This is a genomic window from Flavobacterium covae (assembly GCF_001534645.1).
Lineage (GTDB): Bacteria > Bacteroidota > Bacteroidia > Flavobacteriales > Flavobacteriaceae > Flavobacterium > Flavobacterium covae.
Map to the genome: position 1 here is coordinate 119894 of NZ_CP013992.1, position 16597 is coordinate 136490.

General features: G+C 29.7%; 12 protein-coding genes. 9 read left to right on the top strand and 3 right to left on the bottom strand.

What is annotated here, in order from left to right:
* The first annotated feature begins 52 nt into the window (after positions 1 to 52).
* From trmB to AWN65_RS00565, 6 genes are all read left to right on the top strand, one after another.
* Positions 53 to 727 carry a tRNA (guanosine(46)-N7)-methyltransferase TrmB gene (trmB, locus tag AWN65_RS00540; RefSeq protein ID WP_060381369.1) on the top strand — a complete coding sequence of 225 codons (675 nt, stop codon included), beginning with the start codon at positions 53 to 55 and terminating at the stop codon, positions 725 to 727.
* 944 nt (positions 728 to 1671) lie between these two features.
* Positions 1672 to 2298, top strand: coding sequence for a LysE family transporter (locus AWN65_RS00545; RefSeq protein ID WP_060381370.1), 627 nt, complete (start codon positions 1672 to 1674; stop codon positions 2296 to 2298).
* Positions 2292 to 2633: an MGMT family protein gene (locus tag AWN65_RS00550; RefSeq protein WP_060381371.1), complete on the top strand. Its 342-nt coding sequence runs from the start codon at positions 2292 to 2294 to the stop codon at positions 2631 to 2633. The genes AWN65_RS00545 and AWN65_RS00550 overlap by 7 nt, the downstream gene beginning before the upstream one ends.
* 168 nt (positions 2634 to 2801) lie before the next feature.
* Positions 2802 to 3929 carry an Mrp/NBP35 family ATP-binding protein gene (locus AWN65_RS00555; protein ID WP_060381372.1) on the top strand — a complete coding sequence of 376 codons (1128 nt, stop codon included), beginning with the start codon at positions 2802 to 2804 and terminating at the stop codon, positions 3927 to 3929.
* Positions 3930 to 3999: 70 nt separating this feature from the next.
* Positions 4000 to 4239: a NifU family protein gene (locus AWN65_RS00560; protein WP_060381373.1), complete on the top strand. Its 240-nt coding sequence runs from the start codon at positions 4000 to 4002 to the stop codon at positions 4237 to 4239.
* Between the two features lie 105 nt (positions 4240 to 4344).
* A complete protein-coding gene (locus tag AWN65_RS00565) occupies positions 4345 to 5403 on the top strand; it encodes an NAD(P)/FAD-dependent oxidoreductase (protein ID WP_060381374.1) in 1059 nt (352 codons plus the stop codon).
* 148 nt (positions 5404 to 5551) lie between these two features.
* Here AWN65_RS00565 and AWN65_RS00570 read toward each other — a convergent pair whose 3' ends face one another.
* Positions 5552 to 6418: a DMT family transporter gene (locus AWN65_RS00570; RefSeq protein ID WP_060383788.1), complete on the bottom strand. Its 867-nt coding sequence runs from the start codon at positions 6416 to 6418 to the stop codon at positions 5552 to 5554.
* A 93-nt stretch (positions 6419 to 6511) separates the two neighbouring features.
* Here AWN65_RS00570 and AWN65_RS00575 point away from each other — a divergent pair, with 93 nt between their 5' ends.
* The 3 genes from AWN65_RS00575 (at position 6512) to rnpA (ending at position 13886) form a co-directional block, all read left to right on the top strand.
* Positions 6512 to 6835, top strand: a complete 324-nt coding sequence (locus tag AWN65_RS00575) for a heavy-metal-associated domain-containing protein (protein WP_235588335.1) — start codon at positions 6512 to 6514, stop codon at positions 6833 to 6835.
* Between the two features lie 158 nt (positions 6836 to 6993).
* Positions 6994 to 13392 (top strand): S8 family serine peptidase, encoded by a 6399-nt coding sequence (locus AWN65_RS00580; RefSeq protein ID WP_060381376.1) that lies wholly within the window; start codon positions 6994 to 6996, stop codon positions 13390 to 13392.
* A 98-nt stretch (positions 13393 to 13490) separates the two neighbouring features.
* Positions 13491 to 13886 (top strand): ribonuclease P protein component, encoded by a 396-nt coding sequence (gene rnpA, locus AWN65_RS00585; RefSeq protein WP_060381377.1) that lies wholly within the window; start codon positions 13491 to 13493, stop codon positions 13884 to 13886.
* On the opposite strand, the gene AWN65_RS00590 is transcribed toward rnpA, so the two are convergent.
* Together AWN65_RS00590 and AWN65_RS00595 are read right to left on the bottom strand one after the other, a co-directional pair.
* Positions 13879 to 14532, bottom strand: coding sequence for a response regulator (locus AWN65_RS00590; RefSeq protein ID WP_060381378.1), 654 nt, complete (start codon positions 14530 to 14532; stop codon positions 13879 to 13881). The genes rnpA and AWN65_RS00590 overlap by 8 nt on opposite strands.
* 20 nt (positions 14533 to 14552) lie before the next feature.
* Positions 14553 to 16517, bottom strand: a complete 1965-nt coding sequence (locus AWN65_RS00595) for a tetratricopeptide repeat-containing sensor histidine kinase (protein WP_060381379.1) — start codon at positions 16515 to 16517, stop codon at positions 14553 to 14555.
* Positions 16518 to 16597 lie beyond the last annotated feature (80 nt).

Genomic DNA, 16597 nt, shown 5'->3' on the forward strand with positions numbered 1-16597 from the left:
ACACTTTATTATACCACATAATTATTTAATTTTGCGAAAACTTTAAGAAATTGTGGGAAGTAAAAATAAATTAAAACGTTTTAAAGAAAATGAAATTTTTGATAATGTTATTCAACCTACTCGTGATGAGGTAGTTAATGGCGATTTTCCTTACAAAGGAAAATGGCGTTCAACATTTTTCAAAAATGATAATCCGATTATAGTAGAATTAGGATGCGGTAAAGGAGAGTATACCATAGGCTTAGCTTCAAGAAATCCGAATGTAAATTATATAGGAATAGATGTTAAAGGTGCTCGTTTTTGGAGAGGTGCTAAAACAGCCGTAGAAAATGGTATGAATAATACAGCTTTTGTACGCACTCAAATTGAGTTAATAGAAGGTGTTTTTGATGCGCATGAAATTGATGAGATCTGGATTACATTTCCCGATCCACAAATTAAATACAAACGTACAAAACATCGTATGACCAACAGTGAGTTCTTAAAAATATATAAAAGAATTTTAAAACCTGATGGAGTTGTAAATCTAAAAACAGACAGTGAATTTATGCACGGATATACATTAGGATTGCTACATGGTGAAGGACATGAAGTATTATATGCTAATCATAATATATATAAAAACGAGGGTGCTCCTAACGAAGTTCTAGAAATACAAACGTTTTATGAAAAGCAATATTTAGAAATTAATAAAGCAATTACCTATATCCGTTTTAGAATTAAATAGTGACAAAGAATAAAAAATAAAGAAAATATTATTTTTGATAACTATTCCTATAATATGAAGTTGCTCAACCAGTATTTCTACGAAGTTAGTAAATCAAAACTATTAAAAACTCAATGATAATAGCAACATAACAGTGTTAGAAAAGGATGATGCTTTGTCAAATAATTCAGAATTTATTGGATAGGTCAAAATTAGAGATACTGGATTTACTACTGATTTGCAGATATGACAAAGGCGTTACAGATGCAAAAAAATCAGGCAGAAATATTATAAAATTAATTAAAGCAAAAATATAAGAAATAAAAGGAAAATCCAGATTACTAGAAGATAGTGATTACGCACCGATTTACTTTCATAGACCGAGTTTTGCAATAAGAATTTTATTAGGTTGCAAAATAAAAGATTCTAATGATTTTATAATAGACAGGTTAAGGAATGAAAAAAAATGTTTATGAAACTAAGAATTTTGGTAGTCAGAGTTTTTGTGGAACTTTAAAAACGAAAGAAGAAATCAAAATTAATATCGAAAAGGAAAAGAATATTTCGTTAGATGTGGTATTAATTTAGGTGTCTTTATAGGGAAAGTTGAAATAGAATTAATCGAAAACCATATTAGAACGAGAGAATTAGATAAAATAGAATAAAGCGCTAAATAACCGTTTTACTAAACTATGGCTTTTTTGATTCATTACAATTGTTAGTTTTAGAAATTAAAATTGTATACATTTGCAACAAAAAGTGTTAAAAACATGCAACTTTATAAAGAGGTGATGTATTTAATAAAAGTCAAAAGAAGCTGTTTTAATAATCTTTTTTAATTTTGTAAAAGCTTCTTTTGATTTAGAAAAAACTTATTCAAAAGTAAAAATACGAGGTCATTTTCTATACTAAAAGACCAAAAGGTTTTCTTCTTGAATAAGTGCAAACCAACCAAATGATATAAAATGTCTATTCTTCTAGCCTTTTTTTTAGCTACTTTTTTTTCAAGTATGGGAGTTTTGCCACCAGGTATGCTTAATATGCGTGTAGCAGCTATCAGTATCAAAAAATCTATACGAAAAGCCAAAGAATTTATATTAGGAGTATCTATCATAGTAACATTACAAAGTTTTTTAGGGTTTTATTTTGCCACCTTTTTTCAAAACCATCCACAACTAACAAAAAATTTAAAACTAGTCGGAATCATTATATTTATTGCTTTAACTATATTTTTTTTAGGGAAAGGCGTACAAAACGTGATTCAAACCAGTAAATTAGAAGCAAGTGAAACAAAAAGTAAAATCTCTCCTTTTTATCAAGGAATTACATTATCCATATTAAATGTTTTTCCTATCCCTTACTATGCCTTTTTAAGTTTATATTTTTCCGCATTTATACCCAATTTTTTTACACCCATCATAGGAATAGCTTATGTTTTTGGAGCTGTATTAGGAAGTGCATTAGTTTATATCTTATACGCTTTTCTTTTTAAAAAATGGGAAAGCAAAATTTCATTTTTTGTAAAAAATGTTAATTTTATTATCGCTACAGTTACAGGAATAATAGCCCTTTTTACATTATACAAATGGTAATTTCTAAAAAAGATAATGAAAATTTTTTTGAACGAGTTTATGAAATAGTACGACAAATACCTTATGGTAAAGTAACGTCATACGGAGCCATAGCCAAAGCTCTTGGAGCTAGTAGATCTGCTAGAATGGTAGGTTGGGCAATGAATGCTTGTCATAGCATGAATGATGTACCAGCACATAGAGTAGTAAACAGAAACGGAGTCTTAACAGGCAAACATCATTTTGATGGATCTAACTTAATGCAACAACTTTTAGAAAATGAAGGTATTAAAATAGTAGACAACCAAATTATTAATTTTAAAAAACATTTTTGGGAACCCCAAGTAGAACTCTAAATAATACTCGATTTTTTAAAACTACCACCCATTGTTTTCATTTATTATAAGATAAAAACTTTTAAACCTCTAAAGTTTTAAACTCCTAAACTTCTCATTATCTTTGCAATCTAAAATCAGTTTAAATAAATATAAACTATTTAAATAGACTGCTAATAGTTATTAAAAATGAAACTAGATAGAAAAGAAATATTAAAAGCGTTAGAAACCATATCTATTGCAGGTGAAGGCAAAAATATGATTGAAAGCGGTGCTGTTACCAATGTATTAACTTTTGGAAATGAAGTAATAGTAGATGTTACTTTAACAACTCCAGCCATGCATATTAAAAAACGAGCAGAAGATGATATTCGTAAACTAATTCATGAAACATTTTCTCCAGAAATAACAGTAAAAGTAAACATAAAAGTAGAAGTACCTGAGAAAAATGAGATAAAAGGAAAAACAATTCCAGGAATTTCTAATATTATTGCGATTGCTTCAGGTAAAGGAGGAGTAGGTAAGTCAACAACCACTGCAAATTTAGCCGTTACTTTAGGCAAAATGGGATTTAAAGTAGGTGTTTTAGATGCAGATATTTATGGCCCTTCTATGCCTATTATGTTTGATGTTGAAAATGAAAAACCAACATCTATAGAAATAGAAGGTAAATCAAAGATGAAACCAGTAGAAAGTTATGAAATTAAGCTACTTTCCATCGGTTTTTTTACAGCACCTAGTCAAGCCGTAATATGGCGTGGTCCTATGGCAGCAAAAGCTTTGAATCAAATGATTTTTGACGCTGCTTGGGGCGAATTAGATTTTTTACTTATTGATCTACCTCCTGGAACAGGAGATATTCATTTATCAATCATGCAATCTCTACCTATTACAGGAGCAGTAGTAGTAAGTACTCCACAAGCTGTGGCGTTAGCAGATGCTAAAAAAGGAGTATCTATGTTTTTATCCGAAAGTATTAATGTACCTGTATTAGGAATTATTGAAAACATGGCATATTTTACACCAGAAGAATTACCAAATAATAAATACTATATTTTTGGTAAAGAAGGAGCTAAAAATTTAGCGGAAGATTTACAAGTACCATTCTTAGGTGAAATACCAATTGTACAAAGTATTCGTGAAGCTGGAGATTATGGTAGACCAGCAGCTTTACAGACAGCTTCACCCTTAGAAAAAGTGTTTGAAGAAATTGCTCGAAATGTAGTAGAAGAAACAGTTAAGAGAAACAAAGATCTTCCTCCTACAGAAGCGATTAAAATAACAACAATGGCTGGCTGTTCAGCTACAAAAAAATAGTCTTAAGATATCAGTCACAATGATTTGTCTATCTTGTGACTACAAGCCGTAAATGTAAATAGAAAGAAAGATGACAAATCAAGAATTAGAACAAAACGTTATAAAAGCTTTAGATGAAATACGTCCTTTTCTTAAATCCGATGGAGGAGATATTACACTAATTAGTATAGAAGATAAATTAGTGAAGGTTCGTTTAGAAGGAGCTTGTACAAATTGTAATTTAAGCATCAGTACGCTAAAAGCAGGAGTAGAAACCACAATCAAAAAATATGCTCCACAAATTGAAAGTGTAATTAATGTTAGTCAATAAATTTAAGAAATATTTACAAATTTTCTTATTGATAAATATCATGATTTTTATCCGATATTTAATAGAACTTTAAAACCTTAATCTCCCTTTTAAAATTTAAACGAAATGATAGAAACAGATATACTTATTATAGGTGCAGGACCTACAGGCCTTTTCGCGGTATTTGAAGCAGGTTTGTTGAAATTAAAATGCCACTTAATAGACGGTTTACCACAACCAGGAGGACAACTAACTGAATTGTATCCTAAAAAACCCATTTTTGATATTCCTGGTTTCCCTTCTGTAAATGCAGGTGACCTGATTGATAATTTAATGGAACAAATAAAGCAATTTCAACCTGGTTTTACACTAAATGAAGTAGCTGAAAAAATTCAAAAGTTAGAAGATGGAACCTTTATTGTAACTACCAATAAAGGAACAGAACATCATGCTAAGGCAGTAGCCATTGCTGGTGGATTAGGGATTTTTGAACCTAGAAAACCAGTTTTAAAAGACCTAGAATTTTATGAACAAGAAGATAGAGGAGTAGAATATTTTGTAAAAGATCCTGAAAAATTCCGTGATAAAAAAATTGTAATCTCAGGAGGAGGTGATTCCGCTCTTGATTGGACCGTTTTCTTGTCAAAAGTAGCTTCCGAAGTAACATTAGTACACCGTCGTAACGAATTTAGAGGAGCTTTAGATTCTGTTGAAAAAGTACAAGAACTAAAAAAACAAGGAAAAATTAAATTAATTACAGAAGCAGAAGTATGCGGTTTCAAAGGTTCTGAACGAATTGAATCAGTAGATATTCAAGTAGGAACAGCAAGAATGAACGTAGTTTGCGATTACTTTATTCCCCTTTTTGGTTTAACACCTAAATTAGGTCCCATCGCTAATTGGGGACTTGAAATAGAAAAAAACGCAATCAAAGTAAATAATGCGTTAGATTATCAAACAAATATAGAAGGTATTTACGCTATAGGTGATGTAAACATATACCCAGGTAAATTGAAACTTATCTTATGTGGTTTTCATGAGGCAACCCTTATGTGCCAGAGTGTTTACAATAAATTAAATCCAGGTAAAAAATACGTTTTAAAATATACTACAGTTTCAGGAATTGATGGCTTTGATGGATCAAGAAAAGAAGCTGAAAAAGCAGTTGTAAAAGCAATCCAATAAAATATAAGGCTGTTCAAAAAATAATAAAAACCTTTTTTATTAGTGATAGGAAGAAATTGTATCTACCTGTATTATCTAATTTGCTTCAAGTCTTCTTTTAAAATTAGTCAAAGCAAACAAATAAGAAGTATATTGTTTTAGAACAGCCTCATTTCTTACTCGCCAAGTATACTCCACTTAATATAATTCCTGTACCAACTAATTGCATAATATTTAAATCCTCACCATCTACTAGCCCCCAACCTAATGCTATAATAGGAATAAAATATGTTACAGATGAAGCAAATAATGGAGAAGATATTTGAATGAGTTGATAATATAAAATATTAGCAATACCTGTTCCTATCATTCCTAGTATTAATATAAATAAAGTTGATCGTATAGTTTCAGGTTGCGTGATAACTTCTCCATACCCATTATAAAATAAAATAAGAAGAGCAGGAACTAACATTATTGTAAAATTTCCAGTAGAAATACTTAATGGGCTAACATCAGGTAAGTATTTCTTTATTAAATTTATATTTAAAGCATAGCAAACAGTTGCAATAACCACTAATAAAACACAAAAATAATGTGTTTCACCATTGATTTCCTTTCCAAAATAAACTAAAAAAAGACATCCTATAAGCCCTAATAATATTCCGATAATCTGGTTTCTAATACAACTGAAACCAAAAGCCAATACACCTATTAATAAGGTATAAAGAGGAGTCAATGAATTGAGTATCCCACTCATAGAGCTTTTTATACCAGTTTGAGCATAAGCAAAAAGAAATACAGGCAAACCATTTCCAAATAAAGAGGTTAAGGCTACATATTTCCACTTATAAGAAGGTATTTTAAAAAGAGATTTAAATCCTACAATTATTAAAAAGCTAAAAGCAAAAATAAGCCGTAAAGCCCCTAACTGAAAAGGATTAAGTCCAACTAATCCTCTTTTCATTAAAATAAACGAACTACCCCAAATCAGAGATAATAAAAACAAAAGGAACCATTTGTTGTTTTTGCTCGGCATAATGTATGTTTTTGAGGTCAAAATTCTATTAAATTTTTTAATTACACTATTGAAATACATATTTTTGTTTCTAATAATTTTAAAATAATGATTATGAATAAAATAATTTGTGCAATAACTTTAGTAATTATGATGATCAGCTGTAAAAATGAGCGACAATCAGTAGATTCAAAAATTAAAAAAGAACTCGTTAAAACAGAAAAAATGACGGTAAAGATTAAAGGAATGACCTGTGCTATTGGATGTGCTAAAAGAATTGAAAATAAACTAAATGAATTAGAAGGAGTTCAAAAAGCGAAAGTTGATTTCAATTCAAAATTAGCAACTATTGAATATGATGGATCTATACATTCGAAAGAATCATTAGTTAAGTTTATTCAAGGTATTGCTGATGGTAAAACATATAAAGTTGAGTAAAATAATGAATGAGCCTCTTAAAAATGAATAAAAAACCAATTCTAAGTATTTGATTTTTTTTTATTTATTTCTGTTTATTTTTATTGAGTTTGTTTGTTTTTAAGCTTTTGATTTGGTATTTTGTTATTTTTTGATAGATTTGCGAAAAAAATAATAAAATGAGAAGAAAATTACTAAGCTTTAGTTTCTTTGCATTTTCATTTTTTGGTTTTGCCCAAGATGGTAATTTTATAACTATCAACGGTAATAGAATAAGTTCGAATGATGATTTTAAAAAATTGAAGTCAACTTATTCAAAAGAAAAAATGATTTCTGCAAGAAAAAAAAGTACAGAAGATCCAATTCTAATTGTACAATTTAAAAAACCTTTGAGTAAAAATGAGCAAAAAAGCTTATCGGAAAAAGGAATTAATGTATTGAGTTATTTCTCGGATAACGCCTATTATGCTAGATTAACATCTGGTTTTTATGAGAAAAATATTAGCAATTCTAATATCAAAACAATTTTTGTAATAAAACCAGAATACAAAATTGCATCAGAGATTGTTAAGAATGATATTCCGAACTATGCTAAGGATGGAGAATTGTTAGATCTAGTAGTTACGTATCATAAAGAAGGTAATAAAAATCGTCTAGACGAAAGTCTACGTGATATGGGAGTGAAAAACTTTAGAATAAATGAAGATTTTAATCAAGTTTTTTGTAAGCTATCAAAAGAAAAAATTTTAGAATTAGTAGAGTTAGGAATAGTTCAAAATGTTGAATTAGCTCCAGCACCCGCAGTTTTAGAAAATAATCCAGGAAGAACTTCTCATAAAGTAAATGTTTTATCATCTAATCTGAACGGATTAGGATATGGATTAACTGGTAGTGGTGTGAAAATTGGTATTTGGGATGGCAATGTAGAACCTCATAAAGATGCTACCAATAGACTCTTTACCAGAGAATATGAATCTCCAAGTACACATGGTAGTCACGTTTTTGGGACTATGGCAGGAGCAGGAATCATGGATCCTCTTGCAAAAGGAATGGCACCTAAAGCCACCGTATATGCTTGGAATTTTAATGTTCAATCTAACGGATTTAAAGTTTATGAGGAACGATTAATATGTGCTAATAATGATGGAATTGAATTAACACAAAATTCTTATGGTGTTAACCTTGAAAAAGGATACAGTACCACTAGATATGATGTTTCTGATAGAGGAGATGATGATGTAATGGTTAGAAAAAATTATTTGTTAACCATGTATTCAAATGGAAACTCACAATCAGCAAATCCTGCTGCTGGTGGGTTTTATACTTCTACTAAAAATTCTAAAAATGCGCTACACGTAGCAGCCAATGATCCTAATGAAAGTATAAGTAATTATAGTAGTTTTGGTCCTACAGCAGATGGACGTTTAGTTCCTCAAATTTCAGGTATAGGCTCAGATGTGTATTCTATGAGTTATAACAATTCATACGAAGTAATGAGTGGTACTTCTATGGCAACCCCAGGAGTTACGGGTACCGTAGCATTATTGTATGAACGCTATAAAAACAAGTTCGGAGGAAGACCTTTAGGATCTTTAATGAAAGCCATTGTATGTAATACAGCAGATGAACTAGGTAATATAGGACCAGATTATAAATATGGATACGGAAAAATTAATGGATTACGTGCCGTTCAAACAATTGATGAAAATAGATTTTATATAGGATCTATCACAAATGGAGTAGATAATCAAAAAGTAATTACAGTTCCAACTGGTACAAAACAGTTAAAAGTTATGTTATGTTATACTGACTTACCAGGTGTACCAGGTGCAAGTTCTGTTTTGGTTAATAATTTAGACCTTAAAGTGTTGCGTAATGGGGAAATTTATTTGCCTTGGGTATTAAATCCTATTCAAGCAAATAATCCAGCAACTAAAGGAATTGATAACTTAAATAATATAGAACAAGTTACAATTGATAATCCTGAACCAGGTAATTATACAATTGTTGTTAATGGTAAAAATATTCCCTTAGATGCACAAGAATTTTCAGTAGCGTATGATTATATAAAACCTGAATTTAAATTAACATATCCTATAGGAAATGAAAAATTAATTCCAGGAACAAAAGAATTTATTCGTTGGGATTATGTAGGAGAAGCAAAGCCTTTTATTTTAGAATATTCAAATGATGGAGGAAATAGTTACAAACAAATAGCAGAATTGCCTGCAGCAGCTAGAACTTATCTTTGGACAGTACCTAACGAAGTTGGAACTAATTTTAAAATTAGAATTTTAAATGGAGCAAAGATTGTATCGTCTAAACAAGTATTTACTTTAATGTCTAGACCTGTAAACTTCAAATCAGAAACCCTTACAACTTGCGGTACTACAAATTTTAAATTGACTTGGGATGCTATTCCTAATGCCAAATATGAAATTTTAAGATTAAGTGCTAATGGAGAAGAATTTGAAGTAATATCTGAAGTAGCAACAAACGAATATACGGTAAATGCTGTAAGTAATCAAGTTTATACAGTAAGAGCAATTGATTTAACAACTAATGCCCTTTCTGAAAGAGCAATTGCTGTAATGATAAATCCTATAGCTTCAAAAGAGTTAGCCGTAAATAGCCTACCATACAAAGAAGATTTTGAAACATTAAATCCTAACAACATTACCTTAACAGCTAATCCAACAGGTAATGCTTCTATCATGTATTCAAGTCCAAAAGGTAGAAACGGAATTGTATTTTCAGGTAATGGAATAGCAGGAGCAACACCATGGGTTGTGTCTTCTGTATCAGGATTTGGTGCTACATCAACTACAAATGCTTTTAAAGACAATCCAACATATATCAAAAAAGCTACATTTTGTGAATTTGATGCCACCGCTCTTGCAGGAAAAAAAATACGCTTAAAATATGATGTGCGTTATGAAAATCCTAATTTTTCATTAAATAAAATTTTCTTAAGAGTTCTTGTCAATGGTACAGAAATAGTAAGTGATCAAGGATATAAATTTATCACAGGAATAGCAGGTTCAGGATCGCCTATTTATGATCTAAGTGCTTATGCTGGTGGTAAGATAAACCTTGTTTTTGAAACGGTTATGGATGATAAGGATGTTAATACTACATCAAAAAAAACAAATACACTTAGCTTAGACAATATAATGCTTTATGAAGCAGCAGATGATCTAGGGATAAGTTTTGCTAATACTAGTGTTTCAACACTTTCAAGCACTTCAACAGCTGTAAAAATTTCACTTAGTTTGATTAATTATAGTCCTAATGAAATTACTAATATCCCAGTTTCGTATACAATAAATGGAGGGGCACCTATTAATGAAGTAATAGCAGGACCTATAGCACCAATGGGACGTTTTAGCTATGATTTTACCACAACTCAAAATATGAGTGCATTAGGAAAATACGCAGTAGTAGTTAAAGCAAATATGGTTGGAGATACTAATCCAGCAAATAATACCTATAGTTTTAATCGTACTAATAATGGTTCAGATATCGCAATTAGTTCACCTACACTTGTACATACTGGATGTGATATAAGTTTTACTGACGATGGTGGACGTTTTGATGACTATAAAAGTATATCAACTCCAACAGCTGCAAAAAAAGCTACTTTTAAACCCGCTATTGCTGGTAAAAAAGTTAAAGTAGATTTTACAAGTTTTAATTTAGAAGATCGTTGGGATTTTCTGAAAATATACAATGGACCAGATGAAAAATCACCATTAATTGCATCTTATACAGGAAATACTATACCTGCTTCTATAACTTCATCAGCCGCTAACGGAGAATTAACATTTGAATTTGTACCTGATGATGCCGTAGCAGAGAGTGGTTGGGTAGCTAATATTACATGTGTTGATTATGTACCATTTGTAGATGCTGGAATTATATCTATTACAAAACCTGAAATATTAGGTAAAAAGTCAACGGAAGTTGCTGTAACAATTGTAGTTAAAAACACCTCTTCTGATAGCAGATCTAACTTGCCTGTATTTTATCAGATTAATGGAGGACAAAAAGTGGAAGAAGTTATAGCTTCTATCAACGGTTTTGAAGAAAAAGAATATACGTTTACTACAAAAGCAAATTTGACCACAAATCCAGATGAAAAATTTGCTTATGTAATCAATGCAGGTATCAATGAAGATGATACGAATTTAGCTAATAATACAAAAGAAAAAGTAGTATATAATAAGTATGGTCTACCAGGAAATGTTAATACAGATGGATATGCAATCACAAACCTAAATTGGAATACTTTCTCTAATGCAAGCGGAGTAACAGGATATTCAGATTTTAAAAATTTATCCATTCCTGTATTCAAAACAAAGGTTTATTCTCCTAACGTTACTATTTCTAAAGCAGATTTACCTTTAACTAGATCATTAACGTTAAGTACAGGAGTATTTACAATTATGGTTGTAGACTTAAATAATGATGGTAATTTTGGAGATGAATATTATGCGGGTAAATATTGGGTAAATACAGAAGCAAACGAACCAATTTTAGCATCTACTAGAACTACTCACTATTTTAAAAATGTTCAAAACAATACAGTAGGAGTTTCCATCCCTTCTGATGTGCCAACAGGAAATCATACAGTTCGTTTTATACACATGTTTAGAGATAAAGCAGAATCTTTTAATGTAGTGTTAGGACCAACAAAAGACGGGTTAACAACTTCAAGAAATGATTTTGAAATTGAAGAATACACCTTAAATGTCCAAGAACTTCCAACTGCAGACGTTGAACTAGTTGAAATTCTTGATTTATATCCAAGACTTAATAATACAAGCGTTGTAACCGTTAAATTAAGAAATAATTCATCAGTTGCTTTAAAAAACTTTGATATTGCTTATAAAATAAATAACGGTGCAGAAGTTAAACAAACAGTAACAGCAGATGTTAATCCTGCTAGTGAAGCTATTGTTTCATTTACAACAGAAGCTGATCTAAGAGCTATTCAAGAATATACTATAGAAGCATATACCCAATTAGTAGGTGATGAAAATACTAGTAATGACAAGAAAGTTCTAACAATTAAACACGTAGCACAAAATATACCAAACAAAGTAGCTAATTTTGATGGTAATGATGATATATTGATCGCTAAGCCAAATCAATTATTTGAATTAACCAATGGATTTACCTTCGAAACATGGATTAATCAAAAAACACCAGCTCCAGGTTTTGGTAGATTTTTCGATAAAGGAAATATTATTGCATTTATAAACAATAATGCAGGACATTCACTATATAAAGAAAACAGTTTAATTATAAGCGTAACTAAAAATTCTGAAACATTTGCTTTAAATACAGCAGCAAACACCATCAAGTTAAACGAATGGATGCACATTGCGGTAACGGTAAGTAAAACCAATCAGTATAAAGTGTACATCAATGGAGTTGAGGTTCCTGCAAGATTGGTTTCTGGAACAGTTGGAGCAGTAAAAACTAATAATACTTCTCCCTTACTAATTGGTAATAGTGCAACTCTAACAAGAGGATTTAATGGAAATATTGACGAAGTAAGAGTTTGGAATACTGAAAGATCAGCAGAAGAGATTGCTAATAATCAAAATGTTAAGCTAACAGGAAATGAAGCAAACTTATTATTTTATCTTCCAATAGCTGAGGAAGAAGAAGTTTTTGCTTATGATAAATCAGCTTTAGATAATACAGCTAAGGCTAGTAATACAGGAACAAACTTTTTTGAGACACCTAAATTATTACGCAATTTTAATTTAGTAGGACAATTAAAAAACGTTTACAACGAAGCAGATAAGTCCTTTACTTTCCATGTATCTGATACATTTGATTTAACTAAAGCAATTTTTGATTTTACTACTAATATGTTTTCTAATGCAGTGATAAATAATGTTGTGCAAGTTTCAGGAGTAACTGAAAATAATGTTGCGACAGAGTTTGTTTTAACAGTTCTAGGTACAGGATTAAATGCAGAAATAATAGAAAACTATACCGTAAAAATTAAAAAAGGCCTAAATGCAGAATCAAAATTAATTAGCTATAAGTTTTTAACTACAGATAATAACGTCTTAGGTCAAAATTTAGAAACGATTATTAATGGAGTAAATGTAGTAGGAAATAAAAGAAATGCCAATCTTTCTAACTTAATTGCAACTTTTGAAACATCTCCAAATGCTACTGTTTTTATAGATGGAGTAAAACAATTAAATAATAAAACAGCTGCATTAAACTATGATGGACAATCAGTAGTGGTTTGCGTAGTGGCAGAAAATACATTGTCAAAAACCTATTATGAGGTAAGTTTTGAAGAATCTCTTTCTAATGATGATTTTGAAAATGAAATAATTTCAGTTTATCCAAATCCAGTAAATGAAGGAGAAACGATAACATTAAGCAAAGAAGGAAAAGTAGTTATATACGATTTAGTAGGGAAAAAAGTTTTAGAATCTAAAGACGAAACTAAAACAATTGATTTATCAAATCTAAAACCAAGTACTTATTTGTTAGAGTTAACGGCTAATAATAAAAATAAAATCCGTAAAAAAATTATTATTAAATAATAAATAGTTTTACCATAAAGAGAGGCTGTTCTTTTGAATAGCCTCTTTTTTTTGTCCTAAATGTCTTCTCTTTTAATATACTTTTTATCTTTGTTCAAATGAAGCAGAATTATCCTAACTATGAAAAATTAAAAAGTAGAACACTGATTGACCATTTGTTTGCAAATGGAAAATCCGTTTCAAAATACCCCATACGCTTAGTATTTGTTGAGGTACCAGAATTAAAAAATACAAGTACAAACATACAAATAGGGGTATCCGTTTCTAAAAAATATTTTAAGAAAGCCGTAGATCGGAATTATTATAAACGTGTATTAAGAGAAGTATATCGCTTAAATAAAACAGAATTTATAACGATTGTTTCAGAGAAAAAATACATAATGATGCTGATGTATCAAACAAAAGATCGCCTAGATTTTCATGAAATCAGTGATAAAATAAAAAGTTTATTAATCAAATTTAATGAACAATTAAATAAGCAGGAGTTTAAATAACTCCTGCCTTTTTTGCTGCCCTTACTATATCTTCATCACTTCCTACTTCAATATCTAAGAATTTTTTGATATTTGCCTTTCTCTTTTCAATAGAACTCATAGAAAGATTTATATAATTAGGAATATTTTTTGTTTTTATTCCCTTAGATAACAGGGATATGATTTGACGATTTGTTTCATCTAAATAAGCTTTATTTGATAATAATTCCTTTACATTATGATCTACCGTTAGACTCCTATAATTTTGCCCCTTTACTATTTTATCAAATGCTATTAATAATTCATCCGCAGTAAAATCACTTTTTACTAATATCCCATCTGGATCTACTCGTTTAATCATATCTAACAAAATGATAGATTCAGAGTGAGATGTAAGGAATACTATTTTTGTATTAGGTCTACTTTTTCTAATGATCTTAGCTAAATCTATCCCATTTTCAATATTACCTTCTTTATAAGGAGGTAAGTTATGATCCAAAAAAGCAATGTCAAAATGAGCATTTGATTCAATTAATTTTAAAGCACTCTCGCAGTTGTATGCAGCTGTGGTATTGATATTGTATCCAAAATCATTGTATGAAAGAATTACTTTATATCCTTCAATCATAGAAGGATGATCATCCACAATAAGTATTCTAATGTCCATGTTATTTTAAGTTAATTTTGTTAGTATGGCAATGATAAATTGATATGTGTTCCTTTGTTAATAGTTGAATAAAATTTTACCTCTCCATTCATTGATTTAGCTCTTGAATTTATATTTTTAATACCTATTCCTTCCTTTACTTTATTTACGTCAAAACCAACCCCATTATCTTCTATGTCTATCATTAAACGATCTAGTACCTTTTTGATTGATAAGACAACTAAGGTGGCATGAGAATATTTATACGTATTCTGAAGAGATTCTTGTAAAATTCTGTAGATATCAATTTTTATAGAAGTTTCAATAGCTTCCCAAACAATATTGGGATCTATATCCAATATATACTCTATATTAATTGCGTTGCAATAATCTTCAAATAGATTTTGAATAATTAATTTAAAACTTTCTTTTTCTAAAAAGGTGTCTTGATTTAAGTCATGTGAAATGTTACGTAATTCTTTTTCTATATTTTGAATGTTTTCAATGTGTTTTAAGCATTTTTGAATAGTTTCTGGGTCTTGTTTTTTTGATAGTATAAACAAATTTAGACGAGTACTGGTTAATTTACTCATAACTCCGTCATGTAACTCTTGTGATATCCTCTTCTTTTCTTGTTGTCTGGTGTCATTTATTACATGCTGTTGTTGAAGCATTAGTTTATAAATTTGTTCATTACTTTCTTGCTGCTCTCTTTCAAATTGAAGTTGTTTGTTTTTACTACTTTGACTTTTATTGTTATATAGCAAGATTAATAGAATAATCATACCGGAACTACCAAATAAAATAAGCCATCTTTGAGATGAAATTTGATCTTTTTCTTCTTGAATGATCCTTTTTTCGGTTAGAATCTCGTCTGTTTCATATTCAATTCTCGCAAAACTATTACGTTTGTTAAATTCAACCGTTTGTATACTATCATTTAAATTAATATATTCTTCGTATAAGTCATATTGATTTTTCTTGTCAATCTTAGAAAGAAGTCTTAACGATCTTAATTCATCTTCTAAAATCTTGTTTTTAGATGCAATTTGTTTAGCATTTCTAAGGAAATAAATAGCCTTTGAGATGTTTTTTTTATAAAGATAAAGTTCTCCTAAATAGATATTAGAAAGAACAATTCCAGGTATATTATTTTCTTTTTTTCTGATAGCTAATGATTCGTAAAGCTTTTCTTCTGCTATTTCTAAATTATCTAACTGCATTTCTGCATACGCCTTATTACTAATGAGTGATGAATAGATATAGGAGCCAATTTTTTCGGGGTTTGTAAAGAACAAACCTTCTTCATATTGGGCAATTGCTTCATGATAAGCCTTCTTTTTTGTATAAGCTTTCCCCAAAAAATTATAAATCTGGGCTTTTAATGATTCGTATTGAGGATCTTTTGTTAGTTGGGGTACAATAGAGAGTGCTTTGTTATAATATATGATGGCTTCATCAGGGCTGTTTAAACCTACAAGTACATTACCAAGATTTAAATAACAATCATATATAAGTCTTGTGTCATTAAGTATTTTGGCAATTTTTAAAACTTTTATAAATTCAACCTCCGCTCCAGAAAAATCTTTTTCATATAATAATATATCTGCTTTAGAAAACTTTACACGAGCTAATTCTTTTGTTTTTTTTAATAATTCATAGTTTTTTTCAGACTTGGTAAAATAATAATAAGCACTATCATTTTTAAAGTTTAAGTAAAAATAATCCCCAATATAATGGTAGCCTTTTGCTGTATTTTCGGAATCTTTAGCTTCTTTTGAAAGTTGAAAAGCTATCCTTGAAACGCGAAGATAATTTTCTGAATCCCCTAGATTATAATACTTTCCAGCCAGTTTGAAATAATTTTCTCTTAGGCTGGAGGTATTATGTGTATTTTTCTGTAACTCATTTTCAATTAAAAGTACATCTTTTTCTTTATCTTTTTTTAAAGAATTTGGATTATTAGCACTATCTAAATATTTTTTTATTTTTAGATTATGATCCATTTCTATTTCGTTTTTGCAAGAAATAGAACAAAGGATTAAGAAGATTATTAGTAAGTACCGATTCAAGTTTTTTTTACCAA

What these genes read in the sequence shown, in the direction of transcription:
- AWN65_RS00545 (WP_060381370.1), top strand. Translation starts at nt 1,672, where the DNA reads ATGTCTATTCTTCTAGCCTTTTTTTTAGCTACTTTTTTTTCAAGTATG.
- AWN65_RS00550 (WP_060381371.1), top strand. Translation starts at nt 2,292, where the DNA reads ATGGTAATTTCTAAAAAAGATAATGAAAATTTTTTTGAACGAGTTTAT.
- AWN65_RS00555 (WP_060381372.1), top strand. Translation starts at nt 2,802, where the DNA reads ATGAAACTAGATAGAAAAGAAATATTAAAAGCGTTAGAAACCATATCT.
- AWN65_RS00560 (WP_060381373.1), top strand. Translation starts at nt 4,000, where the DNA reads ATGACAAATCAAGAATTAGAACAAAACGTTATAAAAGCTTTAGATGAA.
- AWN65_RS00565 (WP_060381374.1), top strand. Translation starts at nt 4,345, where the DNA reads ATGATAGAAACAGATATACTTATTATAGGTGCAGGACCTACAGGCCTT.
- AWN65_RS00570 (WP_060383788.1), bottom strand. Translation starts at nt 6,418, where the DNA reads ATGCCGAGCAAAAACAACAAATGGTTCCTTTTGTTTTTATTATCTCTG.
- AWN65_RS00575 (WP_235588335.1), top strand. Translation starts at nt 6,512, where the DNA reads ATGAATAAAATAATTTGTGCAATAACTTTAGTAATTATGATGATCAGC.
- AWN65_RS00580 (WP_060381376.1), top strand. Translation starts at nt 6,994, where the DNA reads ATGAGAAGAAAATTACTAAGCTTTAGTTTCTTTGCATTTTCATTTTTT.
- rnpA (WP_060381377.1), top strand. Translation starts at nt 13,491, where the DNA reads ATGAAGCAGAATTATCCTAACTATGAAAAATTAAAAAGTAGAACACTG.
- AWN65_RS00590 (WP_060381378.1), bottom strand. Translation starts at nt 14,532, where the DNA reads ATGGACATTAGAATACTTATTGTGGATGATCATCCTTCTATGATTGAA.
- AWN65_RS00595 (WP_060381379.1), bottom strand. Translation starts at nt 16,517, where the DNA reads ATGGATCATAATCTAAAAATAAAAAAATATTTAGATAGTGCTAATAAT.